This is a genomic window from Streptomyces sp. N35, assembly GCF_016464295.1.
Classification (GTDB): domain Bacteria; phylum Actinomycetota; class Actinomycetes; order Streptomycetales; family Streptomycetaceae; genus Streptomyces.
In genome coordinates this window covers 44527-62442 of record NZ_JAEIMH010000016.1, presented here as the reverse complement: position 1 = coordinate 62442, position 17916 = coordinate 44527, and the positions used below count along the sequence as shown (strand labels likewise).

The 17916-nt window shown below is 71.5% G+C and carries 12 protein-coding genes; 8 read left to right on the top strand and 4 right to left on the bottom strand.

The annotated features are described in order from the left end of the window. Nucleotides 1-19: 19 nt before the first annotated feature. A complete protein-coding gene (locus JAO81_RS11785; RefSeq protein WP_199547747.1) occupies nt 20-799 on the bottom strand; it encodes a DeoR/GlpR family DNA-binding transcription regulator in 780 nt (259 codons plus the stop codon). 136 nt (nt 800-935) lie between these two features. Here JAO81_RS11785 and JAO81_RS11780 point away from each other — a divergent pair, with 136 nt between their 5' ends. Continuing rightward, nucleotides 936-1820: an SIS domain-containing protein gene (locus JAO81_RS11780; RefSeq protein WP_199547746.1), complete on the top strand. Its 885-nt coding sequence runs from the start codon at nt 936-938 to the stop codon at nt 1818-1820. Nucleotides 1821-1841: 21 nt separating this feature from the next. Further along, entirely contained in the window at nt 1842-2711 is an 870-nt protein-coding gene (locus JAO81_RS11775) for a class II fructose-bisphosphate aldolase (RefSeq protein ID WP_199547745.1), read from the top strand. Between the two features lie 92 nt (nt 2712-2803). Here JAO81_RS11775 and JAO81_RS11770 read toward each other — a convergent pair whose 3' ends face one another. Further along, nucleotides 2804-4078, bottom strand: a complete 1275-nt coding sequence (locus JAO81_RS11770; RefSeq protein WP_199547744.1) for an ROK family transcriptional regulator — start codon at nt 4076-4078, stop codon at nt 2804-2806. Nucleotides 4079-4237: 159 nt separating this feature from the next. On the opposite strand from JAO81_RS11770, the gene JAO81_RS11765 reads away from it, so the two are divergent. Continuing rightward, nucleotides 4238-6316, top strand: coding sequence for a hypothetical protein (locus JAO81_RS11765; protein ID WP_199547743.1), 2079 nt, complete (start codon nt 4238-4240; stop codon nt 6314-6316). A 14-nt stretch (nt 6317-6330) separates the two neighbouring features. Beyond that, nucleotides 6331-8160, top strand: a complete 1830-nt coding sequence (locus tag JAO81_RS11760) for an RICIN domain-containing protein (protein WP_307813309.1) — start codon at nt 6331-6333, stop codon at nt 8158-8160. A 101-nt stretch (nt 8161-8261) separates the two neighbouring features. On the opposite strand, the gene JAO81_RS11755 is transcribed toward JAO81_RS11760, so the two are convergent. Further along, nucleotides 8262-10103 carry a coagulation factor 5/8 type domain-containing protein gene (locus tag JAO81_RS11755; RefSeq protein WP_199547742.1) on the bottom strand — a complete coding sequence of 614 codons (1842 nt, stop codon included), beginning with the start codon at nt 10101-10103 and terminating at the stop codon, nt 8262-8264. 316 nt (nt 10104-10419) lie between these two features. On the opposite strand from JAO81_RS11755, the gene JAO81_RS11750 reads away from it, so the two are divergent. From JAO81_RS11750 to JAO81_RS11735, 4 genes are all read left to right on the top strand, one after another. Continuing rightward, on the top strand, nt 10420-11523 hold the full coding sequence (locus tag JAO81_RS11750) for a DUF1996 domain-containing protein (protein WP_199547741.1): 1104 nt from the start codon (nt 10420-10422) through the stop codon (nt 11521-11523). A gap of 93 nt (nt 11524-11616) precedes the next feature. Beyond that, a complete protein-coding gene (locus JAO81_RS11745) occupies nt 11617-13365 on the top strand; it encodes a discoidin domain-containing protein (RefSeq protein WP_199547740.1) in 1749 nt (582 codons plus the stop codon). Between the two features lie 43 nt (nt 13366-13408). Beyond that, nucleotides 13409-15859, top strand: a complete 2451-nt coding sequence (locus JAO81_RS11740) for a glycoside hydrolase family 3 C-terminal domain-containing protein (RefSeq protein ID WP_199547739.1) — start codon at nt 13409-13411, stop codon at nt 15857-15859. 116 nt (nt 15860-15975) lie between these two features. Then, on the top strand, nt 15976-17031 hold the full coding sequence (locus JAO81_RS11735; protein ID WP_199547738.1) for a LacI family DNA-binding transcriptional regulator: 1056 nt from the start codon (nt 15976-15978) through the stop codon (nt 17029-17031). Nucleotides 17032-17050: 19 nt separating this feature from the next. Here JAO81_RS11735 and JAO81_RS11730 read toward each other — a convergent pair whose 3' ends face one another. Further along, nucleotides 17051-17893, bottom strand: a complete 843-nt coding sequence (locus JAO81_RS11730) for a DUF2877 domain-containing protein (protein ID WP_199547737.1) — start codon at nt 17891-17893, stop codon at nt 17051-17053. Nucleotides 17894-17916 lie beyond the last annotated feature (23 nt).

The following is a 17916-nucleotide window of genomic DNA, read 5'->3' as shown; positions in this document are numbered from 1 at the left end:
GCACGCCTCGCGGCGGCCGTCAGGCCGTGCGGACTTCCACGCCCGCGTCGGAGAACTGTGCGGCAGCTTCCGGGGACAGGCCCGTATCGGTCACCAGGACGTCCACCTGCTGGGTCGTGCAGATACGGGCGAAGGCGCGCTCGCCCAGCTTGGTGGAGTCGGCGGCCACCACGACGCGCGCGGCGTGTTCGCACAGCAGACGGTTGATGCCGGCCTCGCCCTCGTCGTGGGCGCTGGCGCCGTGCCGCACGTGGAAGGCGCCCACGCCGACCACCGCGACGTCGAGCGCGATCTGGTCGAGGACGCCGTCTGCGAGGGGGCCGACCAGCTCGTAGGACTGAGGGCGGGCCACGCCGCCGGTCACCACGATCTTGAACTGGGGGCGGACGGCCAGCTCGCTCGCGATGTTGAGCGCGTTGGTGACCACGGTCAACGCCGGTGCGCCGTCCGCGAGGTCGGGCCGCAGGGTCAGGGCGCGCGCCACCTCGGTCGTGGTGGTGCCGCCGGTCAGGCCGACGACCTCGCCCGGCGTGATGAGACCGGCCACCGCCTTGGCGATGCGCTCCTTCTCCGAGACCTTCCGCGCCGTCTTGTAGCGCAGCGGCAGCTCGTACGAGACGCCGTGGACGAGGGCGCCGCCGCGGGTGCGCACCAGCATCTGCTGCTCGGCGAGCTGGTCGAAGTCGCGGCGGATGGTCGCGGCGGACACGTCGAGTTCCTTCGCCGCGCCTTCGACGTCCAGGCGGCCGCGTTCCACGAGTAGTTCCAGGAGTGCCTGCCAGCGCGCCTCGCGTGACATCCACAGCCTCCCTGTCGGTCCGTCGATGCGTGACACGCACCGTCCGGGATGACCTTAACGCACACCTCGATGCTTGATTATGTTTGAAACAAGGCTTTAACTTGCAGGAACAATCATTCTGATGAGCGGAGTGGGCATGAGCCACATAGAGGCGGAACTGAACAGCCAGCCCGACTGCTGGGAGCGGGCCGCCGAAGCTGCGGCCGGGCACGGCCAGGTGCTGGGCGCGACGGGGGAGCGGGTCGCCCTGGTGGGCTGCGGGACCTCGTACTTCATGGCGCAGTCCGTTGCCGCCCTGCGCGAGAGCGCGGGCCTGGGGGAGACGGACGCCTACGCTGCATCCGAATATCCGGTGGGCCGCACGTACGACCGGGTGATCGCCCTGACCCGGTCCGGCACCACCACCGAGGTGCTCGAACTGCTCGCGCGGCTGCGCGGGAGCACGCGGACGACCGCGATCACCGCCGACCCGCACACGCCCGTGATGACGGCCGCCGACGACGTGGTGGTGCTCGACTTCGCCGACGAGGAGTCGGTGGTGCAGACCCGGTTCGCCACCACCGCGTTCACGCTGCTGCGGGCGCATCTGGGCCTGCACACCCCCCAGGCCGTCGCCGACGCGCGCGCGGCGCTGGCCGAGCCGTTGCCCGAAGGGCTCGTGGAGAGCACCCAGTTCAGCTTCCTGGGCCAGGGCTGGACCAACGGCCTCGCCCAGGAGGCCGCCCTGAAGATGCGCGAGGCGTCACTGTCCTGGACCGAGGCGTACCCGGCCATGGAGTACCGGCACGGTCCGATCTCCATCTCCACCACCGGCACGGCGACCTGGATGTTCGGTGCGGCGCCGGAGGGTCTCGCCGAGCAGGTACGGGCGACCGGGGCCCTGTGGATCGAGGGCACGCTCGACCCGCTGGCCGAACTGGTGCGGGCCCAGCGTCTGGCCGTCGCGGTGGCGGCGGCACGCGGTCTCGACCCGGACCGGCCGCGGCATCTGACCCGGTCCGTCGTGCTCGCCTCCGCCTGACCGGGCGGAAGGGGGACTTCGATGCCACTCGCCACCACCGGCGCACTCGTCGCCGAGGCCGCGGCCAAGCAGCAGGCCGTCGCCGCCTTCAATGTCATCACCCTTGAGCACGTCGAAGCGGTCATCGCGGGCGCGGAGGCCGCCGGATCGCCGGTGATCCTTCAGATCAGCGAGAACGCGGTCGCTTTCCGGCAGGGGCAATTGCTGCCCCTGGCCCGGGCCGCCGTCGCCGCCGCGGAGTGCGCCTCCGTGCCGGTGTCCCTGCACCTCGACCATGTCAAACGCGACGATCTGCTGCGGCAGGCCGCGGCTGCCGGGTTCAGCTCGGTCATGTACGACGCGGCTCATCTGCCGTACGAGCGGAACGTCGCCGCCACGAGGGCCGCCGCGGACTGGGCGCACTCCCAGGGCCTGTGGATCGAGGCCGAGTTGGGCGAGGTGGGCGGCAAGGACGGCAGGCCGCCGCTTGACCCGCACGCGCCCGGTGCGCGCACCGAGCCCAGCGAGGCGCGGGAGTTCGTCGCCGAGACCGGAGTCGACGCGCTGGCTGTCGCCATCGGCAGCTCGCACGCGATGACCGAGGCCACGGCGACGCTCGACCACGCGCTGCTCGCCGCTCTGCGCGAGGCGGTCAAGGTGCCGCTCGTCCTGCACGGTTCGTCCGGCGTCCCGGCCGGCGAACTCGCCCTGGCCGTGACGGGCGGTATCGCCAAGGTGAACGTGGGGACCGCGCTGAACGTCGCCATGACCCGGGCGATACGCGACCATCTCACCGAACACGCCGCGGTGGTGGACCCCCGCAAGTACCTGGCCGCCGGGCGTGAGGCGATGGCCGCGGCGGTGGCACGGACGATCGGGGGGCCGGTACGGGCGGGCACCGGCGAAGGGTGAACTCCTGAGCGGTCCCTCCCGGGTTGGCCGGCCGGCTTGCGGGTCGGCCGGTCAACTCCCCTGCGTCAAACCAGGGTTGCGATCCTTGTATCTCACCCCGGTGTTGCCATCGTCCCGCCCGGATCCTGGTACACGAAGTCCAACGAGGCGTGGGCGCCGCCGCGCGCCGCCGCGGTGAACCCGAGGGTGGAGGCCAGCACCGTGCAGCCGCCCGCGTCGGGGGCCACGACGCGTGCGGTGAGTTCGGTCTCCACCTGCGCGATGAAGTGGTCGCCGAAATAGGCGAAGTAGCCGCCCAGGACGATGGCCCGTGGGTTGAGCACATCGGCCAGTACCGTCAGCCCCAGGCCGAGGCCGTCGGCGATCCTGTTGAGCGCGGCCCGGGTGGCGGGCTCGCCCGCGTCCGCGCGGCGCCTGAGTTCCGCGAGGCGCTGCTCCAGGTCCACGCTCGGGTCGCGTACGAGGTCGTCGGGTGCGGCCGCGTGCTCGAGCAGAGCGTTGAGGCCGACCATGGTCTCCCAACAGCCCTGCCGCCCGCAGGCGCACGGCTTTCCGTCGGGGGCCAGACGCATATGGCCGATCTCGCCGGCGAATCCGGCCGATCCGCGCAGCAGCCGGCCGTCGGAGATGATGCCGCCGCCGACGCCGGTCTCGCCGGTCACATAGATCAGGTCGTGGATGCCGGCCTGCGCGGCGACCAAGTGCTCGGCCACGGCGCCGAGTTTGGCGTCGTTCTCCAGCTGGACGGGCGGACAGCTGCGGCCGAGCCGCTCCCGTAGGCCGCCGACGACATCGACCTCACGCCAGCCGATGTTCGGTGCGTAGGAGACGACTCCGCTGTCGCGCTGGATCACGCCCGGTGCGGCGACCGTCACCGCGACGGCCTGCGCGTTGCGTCCGTGCAGCGTCCGGCGGGTGGCGCGGATCGCCTCCGCCGCCCGGTCGAGGACCGCGTCCGGGCCGGCGGCCCGGGCGTCGAGCGGCAGGCGGTGTTCGGCGGCGACCTCGCCGCGCAGGTCGAGGGCGATCAGATGGACGTAGTCGGCACTGATCTCCAGGCCGATACCGCACACGGAGCGGCCGTCGATCTCGAGGGTGCGGCTCGGGCGGCCGACGGCCCCGTCGCGCGCGGAATCCCCTTCGCGCACGAGACCGCGCTCCACCAGCTCCGCGACCAGGTTGGTGATCGTGGCCTTGGGCAGGCCGGTCTCCGTCGCGATCTGCGTGCGTGGCCGTGGGCCCGCGTCGCGCAACAGACGCAGCACCAGAGCGAGATTGGTCCGGCGCAGCGACGCGCGGTCACGTGCCTTGGACGATCCGTCCCCGCCCACGTTCCGTACGCCTGATCTGGGTCGATCTACGTTCACTTGGCCCCTCTTCGCGCCCTCACCCGTACTCCCGGTCAACGTACGCGAACGGTCGGCCCTCGGCGAGAGGCTCCTGAATGCGGCTATAACTTCCTGCCTCCAGCCTGTTGACGAGGGCGTATTAATTTCAGATTCTAGTCGAACTAAAAGAGCTCGGCGATGGAGACCAGGGATGAAGGTGCGCCGTTGACGCCCCGTGGCCCGAGGGCCCGCTACCACCTGCGCTACCAGCTGCGGCCCGGCGACGACCTGGCCGAGCGGGCCGGGCACCTGGCCAAGGTGTGCCAGGAGAACGAGGTCGCGGAAGTCGTTCTGCTGCTCGGCGCCGAAGAGGCGTACACGGGTCATCTGGCCGGAGCGGAGGAGGACACCTGGTTCGCGGCGGCGGCCCAGGCGCGAGACGTCCTGAGGGGCGCGGGCGTGGAGGTCAGCCTCAACCCGTGGGTGACGGTCGGGCACGCGGACCGCGGCCGCAGGGACCGGCTCGGTTTCGCCCCCATGGTCTCGCCGACCGGTCAAGTGGCCGCCGCCCAGGCCTCGTTCGCCTGCCCGGCATGGCGCTCCTGGCTGTACGCGCACTACGGGCGCTTCGCCCGGCTCGGCTTCCGGGTGCTCTGGGTCGAGGACGACTTCCGCTTCCACAACCACGCGCCGCTGGACTGGGGCGGCGGCTTCGAGCCGCTGATGATGGAGCGCCTGTCCCGGCTGGTGGGGGAGCAGGTCGCGCGCGAGGAGGTGGTCGCCGCCGTGACCGCGCCCGGCCGCCCGCATCCCTGGCGCGCCCTGCTGCAGCAGGTCTGGCGCACCGCGCAGCTCGAAGTCGCGGAAGGCCTCGCGCAGTCCGTACGGGAGAACTCCGCCGGCCGCGGCCGGCTGGGCCTGATGAGTTCGCTGCCGGCCCTGCACTCCGTGGAGGGACGTGACTGGGACGCCCTGTTCACCGCGCTGTCGATCGGGCAACAGGTCACCCAGCGGCCGCACTTCGCGCCCTACTCCGACACTCCGGGCCGGAGCCTGGCCTCGGCCGTGTGGTCCCTCGAGGCACAGCGCGCGCTGCGTCCGCCGTATGTGGCCTGTGAGCCCGAGATCGAGAACTGGCCGCACACCGCCTGGTCCAAGTCGGACACGCAGACCTGGTCCGAAATGGTGACCGCGCAGCTCGCCGGCGCCGAGGCTCTCCTGTTGAACGTGCACCCCAGCTCGGCCGAGCGGGCCGAGCAGTTCCCGCGCATCGACCGGCTTCTGAGCCGCGCACGGCCCGCGCTCGACTGGGCCGCCGGGCTGCGCCCCGAACAGTCCGCCTCCCTCGGCATCGGGCTGCCCTGGAAGCCGGACACCGCCGCTCACCTGCGGACCACCGGCGGGCGCTGGCAGGAGCTGGAGGCCGATCCTGCGCGCACGGCGGACTTCCTGCTCGGCTACGGGGTTCCCGTGACCGCCGGACCGGCCCCCGTCCAGGCGCTGTTCGGCCGGGCCGTCGACGCCTTCGGCGAGGACGAGCTGCGCGCGATGCTGAGCGGCGGGCTGCTCCTGGACGGTGTGGCCGCTCAGCTGCTCACCGAGCGCGGCTTCGCCGACCTGCTCGGGGTGCGGGCCGGACGGCTTTACGCCCGGGAGGAACCGGCACAGCCCGGCCCTTACGCGGCCGAGCGGATCACGGCACTCGCCGGCGCGGATGTGGGCGAATACGTGAGCGTCGACGTCCAGCCGGCGCTCGCCCGGCTCGAACCGGTACCCGGCGCCCAGGTGATCACCGAGATCCTGACGCCGGACGACAGTCACTGGGGCGCCGGCCGCTGCCATTTCGTGAACGCACTCGGCGGACGCGTCGCGGTCCTCGCCGCGACCGTGCCCGACCGACTCGCCCGCAGCGACCGGGGGCAGCGCCTGCTCCACACATCGGTGCGGTTCCTGGAAGGCGATCACCCCGGGCTTCCGCTGATCGACGGCGCTCCCCATCTCATCCCGCGGCTGTCCCGGTCGGGCGACACACTCCGGCTCGCGATTGCCAACGGCAGCGCCGATCCCGCCCATCCGCGCATCGATCTGCCCCACGCCCCGGACGCGGTGCGCGCCACGTTGCTCGCGCCGTTGGCCGACCCGGTCCCGGCCGCCATGACGTCAGCGGCCGGCCCCCTGCACCTCGAGCCGGCTCTGCCGCACCGCGGCTGGCTGGTCCTCGAGTGGCGTACCGCCCTCGGGTGGTCGCCGGTTCGATCCCCCTCCCCTCTCTCCTGAATCGAGGAGTACCTGTGGCAACTCGTATGTCCGCTCGTACGAGAGCACGGACGGCCGGCGCGCTCGCCGCGGTGGCCGCCCTGGTGGCAGGTGCGGCGTTGTCGTCGCCGACGGCAGCCGCCGCCGAAGACGACCCGTCGTATGCGGTGAACGTCGGGCAGATCGGCACGTGGACCAACCCCGACGACACCCCGGCCGGCACGTACATAGACAAGGACGGCACGTTCCACTACCAGTCCGCGCACGCGCTGTACGCGGCGAACGACCCGCGCAAGTGGTCGTTCCACACGGGCCGTGACTTCGACTCGGCGAAGCTGGACACCAAGCTCAGCAGCGCGGTCAACCCGGCCGACGCACGTGACCGCAACGACGACACGACCTGGCGCTGCAACAACAGCCCCACCGGCCGTGAGTCCACCTACGGCCCCGACCTCTCGCACTACTCGCAGAAGAACTACTGCGATCTCATGGGTGTCTGGGTCGACCCGGACACCGGCGACTGGTACGGCCTGGTGCACAACGAGTTCACGCCGAGCCCCTTCGACGACGGACTGCACTACGACGCGATCGACTACGCCGTCTCCAAGGACCAGGGCAGGACCTGGGACATCAAGGACCACGTCCTGACCTCGCCGTACAGCACCAAGCGCGGTGACAACCAGGCCTTCCCGCACGACCTGTACCACTACGGCAACGGTGACGCGCGGCTGTTCGTCGCCACCGCGTCCGGCTCCTCCTCCGGCAACTCCAACTCCCCCCCCATCCCGAAGGGCGGCGTCTCCGGCGGCTGGACCGACGCCAGCCGCGGCCATGTGGCGCGCGCCCCGATGTCCGCGAAGATGGCGCCGGGGTCCTGGCAGAAGTGGTACGACGGCGCCTGGTCGCAGCCCGGGGTCGGCGGCAAGGAAAGCAACATGGAGCCGGTCAGCGCCGAGAACCCCAAGGGCTACACGCCCGTCGGGAACGACTACGACCCGGCGAACGACGGGAACGTCGCCGAGCAGGTGGCTGCCGGTGAACTCCCCGCCAAGTCCGACCTGTTGACGATGAACATCGCCTACAACGCGTACCTCGGCCTGTACATCGGCACGCCCGAGGCGATCGTCCAGGACAGCAGCGAGTCCCAGCGCTTCTACGCGACCGACGACCTGTCCACGCAGAAGTGGAAGCTCATCGGCGACACCGGCGCCTACAAGTCGGGGTCCTGGTACCGCTGGATGCTGGACTCGGTGAACAAGACCGGTTCCACCATCGTCGGCAAGAACTTCCGCAACTACTGCTCCTGGCAGTGCTCGGGCGGCGGCAGCGGCGAGTACTACAACACCACGATCGAGACGGACTCGCCCGCCGCACCGGTCGAGTCGGGTGCGACCTTCACCATCGGCAGTGAAGGCGGTCGCGCACTGGCCCAGGCAACCCGCGGTACCGGGACCACCTCCCTGTCCACCGCCGGCTCCGCCCGCAGCAAGTGGACCTTCACGTCCAACGGTGACGGCTCGTACCGCATCGCCAACGCCGCCACGAAGCAGCTCCTCGGTGTCGACTCGGCCAGGAACGCGGGCCGCGCCTGGGGCGCGGACCCGACCGTGACGGCCGCGCCCAAGGGCGGTCCGAGCGTCGGCCAGCAGTGGTTCGTCATCCGCACCACCACGACGGATGGTGCGCCCACCGCCACGTACCGCCTGGTCAACCGCTACAGCGGCCTGGTCATCGGGATGTCGGCGGCCGCGGACCGCCTGGTGGAGACCACCCCGCCCCGCGCGTGGACCGACACCACGGGCAACGCGGCCGGCGGCGGGCGCACCGCCGCCGAGCAGACACTCACGCTCACGCCCGTGAGCTGAGCCGAGTCGCACTCCCTCACGCGCGTGCCGTGCGGCGGTACGGCACGCGCGTGAGTCATGTACGGGGGAGCCAGGCTGCTCACCCGTACACGGGTGGACCATCAGGGATACGACACCACCGTGGACGGGACCGTCGACGTGCCCGATGTCGGGGCGCCCGTGTCGTTGATGACGTGCTCGTACTGGCCGTTGCCGCCGAGAGAGACCACGAGCAGGCCGTGGAAGCGCACGCCGGGTGTGACCGGAGCCGCGAAACCGTGGTGCTGCACGATGCTCGGGTCGACGTTGTAGTAGCAGTAGCTGCCCAGGCCCCAACCCTCGTGCTCCGTCACGGAGTCGGCCACCTTGTACGCCGCGTAGCCCTTGATCGATCCGTTCTGGATCGCGGCCTGGTTGGGGGCGTCGTACGCCTTCTCGTTCTGGAAGAAGACGGTGCGGCCGCGCTGCCCGTACCACTGGACGTCGTACTTGTTGAAGTGCTCCACGAACAGGCCGGTCGCCAAAACATCGTCGCCGTTGACGATCAACCCGTAGTCGCAGCGGTTGGTCTCCCAGCCGACTCCTTCGCCGTGGTCGGCGCGCCAGATCCAGGTGTGGTCGATGATCGTGTGGCGGGCGTTGACGACCATGCCGGTGGTCGCTTTGCCCGCGCCCGCGCCGCCGACGCGGATGAACACGTCCTGGACGGTGACCGGGTCGGCCGCGTGGTCGGCGGACGCGCCCTGCGGGCCGACCTCGATCAGGGTGGCGGAGTTGACGGGTCCCGCGTCGATCAGGAAACCGGCCAGGCGTACGCCGCTGACGTCGGCGACGGTCAGGGCCGTGGCGCCGCCGTCGGGAATGAGCGTCGCATAGCCGAGACCCAGCACCACCGTGCCCGCGCGCTCCACCCGTATCGGCTGGTCGACGTGGTAGATGCCCGGAGTCAGGAGCAGGTGCAGGCCCTGGGCGAGCGCCTGGTTGAGCGTGGCCGCCGAATCGCCGGGACGCGCGACGTAGAACCGCTCCAGCGGCAGTGAGGTGCCGCGCGGGGTGCCCGAACCCCAGCTGACCCCGCGGGCACCGGTGCGCTTCTCCGGCAGGAACACGCGGTACGCGCTGCCGTCGAGATACAGGAACGGCTTCTCGCGCGAGACCGGGGTGGTGTCGAGCGTGGTGTACGGAGGGTTGGGAAAGCTCTGGGCCGGGGCGCCCTCGACGCCGGAGAACACCATGTTCCAGACCGCGTTGACCCAGCCGCCGACCCAGCTGTCGCGGGTGTACCACTGCTGCTGCGAGTACGGTCCGACCTGGCCGTCGATCCGGCTGTCCGCGATATAGCCGCCGCTGGCCCAGCCGTACCCGTCGGGCGCGAGGTTGAGGCTCCCGCGCACATGCATCCGGCGGAACGGCGCGGCCTGGGACACCGCCCAGCGGTTGGTGCCGTTGACGGGGACGAGGGCCAGGTTCTCCGCCGAGCGCCAGAAGTTCTGGGTGGCGTTGCCGTTGAACCAGCCCGCGTCGACGGTCACATCGCCGTTGATGGTGGTGTCGTCGGGGGAGAGGCCGAGACCCGCTATCGAGGTGTAGAAGCCGAGTTGGGCGTTGAGCCCGTTGTACGTACCGGGCTTGAACAGCAGGGCGTAGCGGCCGGTGCCGAACTGGGCCGACTCCTGCGCGCGGAAGATCTCGTCGAGCCTCGCCTGGATGCCGGGCGTCGACGGGTCGAAGACGATCACGTTCGGTCCGAGGTCACCGCCGCCGGGCAGGTCGCGCCGGGGCTTCGCCGCTCGTGAGGATGCGGATGCGGATGCGGAGGCGGGGGCGTGCGCGGGTGCCGCGGAGGCGCGGCCGGCGGTCGCCGACAGGACCGCGGCCGTGGCGGCGGCGCCCAGGACGGTGCGTCTGCCGAGCGATGAACCATGCGACGGCTCTGGGGAGTTGAGGGGGGTGGTTGAGGACATGGGCGGCTCTCCTGGTTCATGTAATGAACGAGCAGGGGTGGGGGAGCGCTCTCCGAACGTGCATGCTTCAGGTGCGGTGAGCCCGCGTCAAGAGGTGGCGCAGCACGTTCCGGAGCCTCAGCAGGCTCATTCTCAACGCATCAGGCAGTGAAGGCAGTTGCGGTTCGCGCTGATCCTTCCGTCCCATGTCTTGACACCGTACGCGGCCACCTCAACACTCCCGCAGTGGGAGAGCGCTCTCCTGCTTTCCCCTGTGAAGGCGCAACCCGGGTGAGAACCCGACCCCCACCGTCCTTCCATCGACCAGGAGGTCTCCATGCCACGGAGATCGAAAGTCCTCTCAGGGAGTCTGATCGCCGGCGCCCTGCTGCTCACCACGCTCGGCATAGGCGGTGTCGCCGCCAGCGTCGACGGTCCGCCCGCGAGCGGTGCGGCGCCGGCCGCCGCCCCCATCGCCCAGGCCGCCCACACCGGTCACAAGATGGCCGCCTCGACGCGTGCCGCGGCGGACGACCCCGACGGCGACGGCTACATACCGGCCGACCCGCCCGTCACCGGCGTCGAGCCCTCCACCAAGGAGCCGCCGCACCGCTACTTCCACGAGTTCCAGGCCAACTGCTCGGTCAGCCACACCCGTCCGGACGACCCGATCGTCTATCCGCAGCAACCCGGCAAGTCCCACGACCACACCTTCATGGGCAACACCACGACCGACGCGGCCAGCACCACGGCCTCGCTCTCCGCGGCCGGCACCAAGTGCCTGGCGCCCGGCGACAAGTCGGCGTACTGGATGCCCACGCTCCTCGACGGCGACCGGCCCGTCCTGCCGATCGGACCGCAGGTCATCTACTACAAGGCCGGCGTCACCGACTACACCAGCGTGCGGCCCTTCCCCAAGGGGCTGCGCTATGTCGTCGGCAGCCCGCTGCAGAGCCGCGAGGAGTTCCGCGCCCACAAGGGGTTCGTGGAGGGCTGGGAGTGCGGTGACAGCTTCTTCAACACCGACTTCCCGGCCGATTGCCCCGAACGCGAGGACGTCCAGGTCAACATCCGCTTCCAGGCGCCCAGTTGCTGGGACGGCAAGTACCTCGACACCCCGAACCACCAGAGCCACATGGCGTATCCGGTGGTGAACCCCGGCACGAACAACAACATCTGCCCCGCCTCGCACCCGGTCGCGCTGCCGATGATCGAGTTCAAGATGGCCTTCCCCGTCAACGGCGATCTGTCGAACGTTCGGCTCTCGTCCGGTGAGGCCTGGTCGTTCCACTACGACTTCTTCAACGCCTGGGACGACCGCACCCTCAAGGCCCTCGTCGACCACTGCGTCGTCGGCGCCCTGCAGTGCGACGCACGCGGCTACGACCAGACGCACCCCGAAGCCGGGGCCGCCCTGAACGAGAACTACGAGTTGCCCTGAACCGGGCCGGCCCGGGCACCACGCCCCCCCCCCGGGCCCGGGCCGGCTCCCGCGGCACCCCCCAGCACCCGCATCCGTACCGGAGAGGCAACGATGACCCGACCCCGAACCCCCGCGCGCCGCATAGCGGCGCCGCTGACCGCCGGCGTGCTCGCCGCCGGCGCACTCGTCCTGCCCGCCCAGAGCGCCGAGGCCGCCCCGAGCGTGGTGAAGGTGACCGGTGGCCAGGGCAACTGGCAGCTGACCGTCGACGGCAGTCCGTACCAGGTGAAGGGCCTCACCTGGGGGCCTTCGGTCGCCGACGCCGACCGCTATATGCCCGACCTGAGATCGATGGGCGTCAACACCGTCCGCACCTGGGGCACCGACGCCTCCAGCAAGCCCCTGTTCGACTCGGCGGCCGCCCACGGCATCAAGGTGATCGCCGGCTTCTGGCTGCAGCCGGGCGGCGGCCCGGGCAGCGGCGGCTGCGTCAACTACCTGACGGACACCGCGTACAAGAACCAGATGCTCGACGAGTTCCCCAAGTGGGTCCAGGAGTACAAGGACCACCCGGGCGTGCTGATGTGGAACGTCGGGAACGAGTCGGTGCTCGGCCTGCAGAACTGCTACAGCGGCGACGAGCTGGAAGCCCAGCGCAACGCGTACACGGCCTTCGTGAACGACGTCACCAAGAAGATCCACGCCGTGGACCCGAACCACCCCGTGACCTCCACGGACGCCTGGGTCGGCGCCTGGCCCTACTACAAGCGCAACGCACCCGACCTGGACCTGTACGCGGTGAACTCCTACGACGCCGTGTGCGAGGTCAAGTCCGCCTGGGAGCAGGGCGGGTACAGCAAGCCGTACATCGTCACCGAGGGCGGACCCGCGGGCGAATGGGAGGTGCCCGACGACATCAACGGCGTGCCCGAGGAGCCCACCGACCGCGCCAAGGCCGAGGGGTACACCCGCGCCTGGAACTGCATCAAGGACCACCAGGGCGTCGCGCTCGGCGCCACGCTCTTCCACTACGGCCTCGAATACGACTTCGGCGGCATCTGGTTCAACCTGCTGCCCGCCGGGGAGAAGCGGCTGTCGTACTACGCGCTGAAGCGCGCATACGGAGCCGACACGTCCGGCGACAACACCCCGCCCGTCATCGGCCGGTTCACCGTCGAAGGCGATGCCACGAAGGTCGAGGCCGGGCGCGATCTCACCCTCGACACGCAGGTCACCGACCCCGACGGCGACGCGCTGACGTACGAGGTGCAGGTGGGCAGCAACTACATCGACCAGAACAAGTACCTCACCACCTTGCCCCACACCGACCTCGGCGGCGGACGCCTCAAGGTCACCGCGCCCGACAAGCCCGGCGTCTGGAAGGTGTACGTCAAGGTCAAGGACGGCAGGGGCAACGTGGGCGTCGAGACACGGTCGGTCAAGGTCGTGCCGCCCACCCCGGGCGGCACCAATGTGGCGCTCGGCAAGCCGGCCACCGCGTCCTCCTTCCAGCAGAGCTACGGCGACTGCCCGTGCCCGGCCTCGAACGCCGTCGACGGCGGTGCGACGACCCGCTGGGCCAGCGACTGGACCGACCCGCAGTGGCTGAGCGTCGACCTCGGTTCGCGCACGACGTTCCGGCATGTCCAGCTCGTCTGGGAGGCCTCGTACGCGAAGGCCTACACGATCCAGACCTCGGACGACGGGCAGAACTGGCAGACACTGCGCGAGGTCACCGACGGCAACGGCGGCGTCGACTCCTTCGACCTCTCCGGGACCGGCCGCTATGTCCGCGTGCACGGCACCGCTCGAGGGACCGGGTGGGGCTACTCCCTGTACGAGTTCGGCGTCTACAGCTGATCCGTGATCCGCCGACCGGCACACCCCACGAAGGGAGGTCTGAGTGAACGACGAGGAACTCGACCGGTTGCTCGAGAAACTGACCCCGGCCGCCAGGGTCCGGCTGCTCACCGGGGCCACCACCTGGCGCACGCACGCCGAACCTGCCGTGCAGCTGCGGGAGTTGGTGCTCTCCGACGGACCCGCGGGCGTCCGCGGCCAGACCTGGGACGAACGCAGCACCTGCGTGCTGCTGCCCTCGGCCTCGGCGCTCGCGGCGACTTGGGACGACGAGCTGGTCGAGTCCCTCGGCGGGCTGCTCGCCGCCGAAGCCCGGCGCAAGGGCGTGGACGTGGTGCTCGCGCCCAACCTCAATCTGCACCGCAGCCCGCTCGGCGGACGCCACTTCGAGTGCTTCTCAGAGGACCCCGAACTCACCGGGCGGACCGGGGCGGCACTGATCCGCGGGATCCAGGCGCAGGGCGTCGCCGCCGCGGCCAAGCACTACGTGGCGAATGACGCGGAGACCGACCGGCTCACCGTCGACGTCCGCGTCGCCGAGCGGGTGCTGCGCGAGGTGTACCTGGCGCCCTTCGAAGCGGCCGTGACCGCCGGAGCGCGCCTCGTCATGGCGGGCTACAACAGCGTCAACGGCGCCACGATGAGCGCCAACGCGCTTCTGACGGACCCGCTCAAGAGCGAGTGGGGTTTCGACGGGGTCGTGGTGTCGGACTGGGGTGCCGTACGCACCACCGCCGACACCGCGGCCGCCGGCCTGGATCTGGTCATGCCCGGCCCCGAAGGGCCGTGGGGCGAAGCCCTGTCGCGCGCGGTCGAGAACGGCGAGGTGTCGCAGGAGGCCGTGGACGACAAGGTGCGCCGGCTGTTGCGGCTGGCCGCTTGGCTGCAGCGGGGTGAGCAGCCTGCCGCACGGGCCGCAGGGCACCTGGCCGCGTCGCCACGGTCCACCGAGAGCCGGCGGTTGGCGCGGCGCGCGGCCGCCTCGGGGATGGTGCTGCTCACCAATCGGGAGGTGCTGCCGCTGGACCCGCATGCGCTGAAGACGGTCGCCGTCATCGGCGCGCCGGCGGCGCGCACCCGCACCCAGGGCGGCGGCAGCGCGGGTGTCTTCCCGCACGCGGAGATGTCGTTCCTGGCCGGTATCCGGGCCGCACTGCGCGGCCGCGCCCGTGTCGTGCACGTGCCGGGCCCCGCACCGCGGTGTCCCGCGCCGCCGCTGGACCCGGACCTGTGCACGGACCCGGTGACCGGGCAGCCGGGACTGCGGCTGCGCGTCCTCGATGTGAACGGTCGCCCGCTGTACTCCGGACACCGCCGGTCCGGGCGGCAGTTGGAGCCGCCGGTGGACCCCGGTGCGCACACGGTCGAGCTCAGGGCCCGGCTGCAGCCACGTGCGTCCGGGCCTTGGCGGCTGGGCCTCGCGGGATTCGGGCGGATGCGGATCACCGTGGACGAAGTCGTCGTCCTCGACGGGGACTTCCCCCGTACGACGGACGATCCCGCGGTCGTGCATGTGAACCCGCCCGCCGCCGAGGCGGAGGTGGAGCTGACCGCGGGACACGAGGTACTGGTGGTGGCCACCCGGCAGCTCGCCCCGGACACGGGACGCGCGACGGTCCTGAGCGCGGCGCCCCCGGCCGAGGACCTCGACACCGCACTGAGCCAGGCGGTGGCGGCGGCCCACTCCGCGGATGCGGTCATCGTGGCGGTGGGCACCACCGAGCACACCGAGTGCGAAGGCAGCGACCGCACCTCGCTCGCCCTCGGGGAGGAACAGGACGCGCTGGTACGGGCGGTGGCGGCGGCCAACCCGCGGACCGTCGCCGTCGTCAACAGCGGCGGCCCGGTCGAACTGCCCTGGCGCGACGAGGTCGGCGCGCTGCTCCTGTCCTGGTTCCCCGGACAGGAAGCGGGCGGTGCGCTCGCCGACGTGCTCTGCGGGCGCGTGGAGCCGGGCGGCAGGCTGCCCACCACGTGGCCCGTGCGGCTGGCCGACGCCCCGGTCACGCGGACGCGGCCGGCCGCGGGCCGGCTGCACTACGCGGAGGGTCTGCACATCGGTTACCGCGCCTGGGCGCGACGCGGCAGGCGGGCGCCCGCGTACTGGTTCGGGCACGGTCTCGGATACACGACCTGGGCGTACGAGGAGGCCGCCGGGCCGCCCGTCGTCCGCCCCGGCGAGGACGTCACGTTGGCGGTACGCCTGCGCAACACCGGTCCCAGGGAGGGCCGCGAGGTCGTCCAGGTGTATCTGACCCGGCCGGGTGCGGCGGTGGAGTACCCGGAGCTCCGCCTCGTGGGCTATGCCGGGGTGCGCGCCGGACCGGGGCAGGAGGTCACGGTTGAAGTACGCGTACCGGCACGGCTGTTGACGTACTGGTCGGTGGATGAGCGAGGGTGGCGTGTGGAGCCCGGCCGCTGCCGCTTCCTCGTCGGCCGCTCGGCAGGGGATCCACGGCTGGCCGTGGAGGTGCGGCTGGCCGACGACGCGTGAGCAGGGGCGGGGCCTCGGACCTGGGGCCCCGTGCGCGGCGTACGCGGCCTTGTCCTCCAGCGATCATGGGAGAGCGCTCTATTCAGCCGGCCGACCGCACGGTTATGGTGCGGGGCATGAACCGACAGGCCCCGACCCTGGAGGATGTCGCCAGGGAAGCCGGAGTGTCCAGGGCGACCGTGTCCCGGGTCATCAACGGCGTGCGCAACGTGGACCCGAGCATCCAGGATCTGGTCCGGCGGGCGATCGAACGCACCGGCTACACGCCCAACCGGGCCGCGAGATCCCTGGTCACCCGGCGCAGCGGCACGGTCGCGCTGGTGGTCTCCGGCGCGGGCGACGTCACTGCGGGCGGCGTTTCGGCGCAGGACCAGAACGCCTTCACCGCACGGGTCTTCGCCGATCCCTTCTTCGGGCGGGTGGTCAGCGGAGTCATCGGTCATCTGAGGCCGCGCTGCATGCATCCCGTGCTGATGTTCGCGGAGAGCGCGGAGGCGCGTGCCGAGGTCCTGTCGTATCTGCGCCAGGGCAGCGCGGACGGCGCGCTCGTGGTGTCCACGCACCCCGAGGATCCGCTGCCCGCGCAACTCGCCGCCGAGGGGCTGCCCGCGGTGCTCTTCGCGCGTCCGGCCCGCCCGGTCGCCCTGAGCTATGTCGACCTGGACCACCGCGACGGCGGACGGCAGGCGGCCGACCATCTGCTCGCCCGGGGCTGCCGCAGGATCGTCACGGTGGCGGGGCCGCTCGACGTGCGCGCCAGCCAGGACCGGCTCGACGGGTTCCGGGATGCGATGGCCCGCCAGGGCCGTCCGTACGTGCCGATAGCCGAGGGTGGGTTCACGCTGGCCAGCGGCATGGCCGCGATGGCCGGCCTGCTTGCCGAACACCCGGATCTGGACGGGGTGTTCGCCGCGAACGATCTGATGGCCCAGGGCGTGTGCCAGGTGCTCCGTGAGCACGGCCGCCGGATTCCCGAGGATGTGGCGGTGGTCGGCTTCGACGACTCCACCATCGCCGTCACCTGCAGCCCTCAACTCACCACGGTGCGCCAGCCGGTCGAGGACATGGCCGCCGAGATGGCCAGGCTCTTGGAGGAGCACATCCGCGGAAAGCGTGACGAACCCACGTCGGTGGTCTTCGACCCGGAGCTGATCGTGCGGGACTCGGCCTGAGCGGGGCGCTTCGCGGCGGTCAGCCCGCCCGTGTCAGCAGCCGGGCCCCCGCGCACAGTCCGTGCAGCAGGTCCGAGCCCGAGCTGTGGCCGACGGCGAGGAGCGCGGCGAGCGGGCCGGGCGGGACCTCGTCCGAAGCCGCCGTGGCGCCCAGCAGGTCGTGGACCTGGGGGATGCAGTGGCCGCCGGCCGCGTGGGCGAGGAGGGAGGCGGAGACGAGGGTGGTGCGTTCCGGGGCATCGGCGACGGAGCTGATCAGGGGCGCCAGCCAACTCGGCGTACGTGCGGCGGCGTTGGCCGCCAGAAGCAGACCGCAGAGGTAGTCGTCGCCGGACGGGGTGAGGCCGGGGCCTCGGCCCAGGAGAGCGAGGGCGGGTCCGCGGAGGGGGTCGGGCCGAGCCTCGACGCGGGCGGGCCACGCACCCAGCGCCTCAGCCAGCTCCCGGGCGAACGGAGCCACACCCCCCGGGAGTTGGCGCGGTGGACCGAACCGCGCAGGCGCCGGCAGCGCCTGCGCGACCGGTGTGCCCTGGACGCGGGGCGGCGCCCAGGACACCCCGGCCGCCAGGCGCAGCGGCCCCAGCTCGACCCGGCCGCCGCCGATGCGGGCGACGGCGCCCGGGTCGATCCCCGTGAAGGGGTGCTCGCCCGCCGCGCGGGACAGCAGGACCGCCGACGGGACACGTACCCCTGTGGGGGCAACCAGAGCGAACAGCCGGCTGTTCCCGGCCGACTCCTCCTCGTACGGCAGCAGATACACCGCCTTCCCGGTGACACCGACCACGCGAGCCCACCGCCGACGCCCCCGCACCAGAGGCTCGACGAGTGTGGACGCGGCGCACGGGACCGCGGCTGGACTCATGGGGGACTCATAAGGGGAGTCAT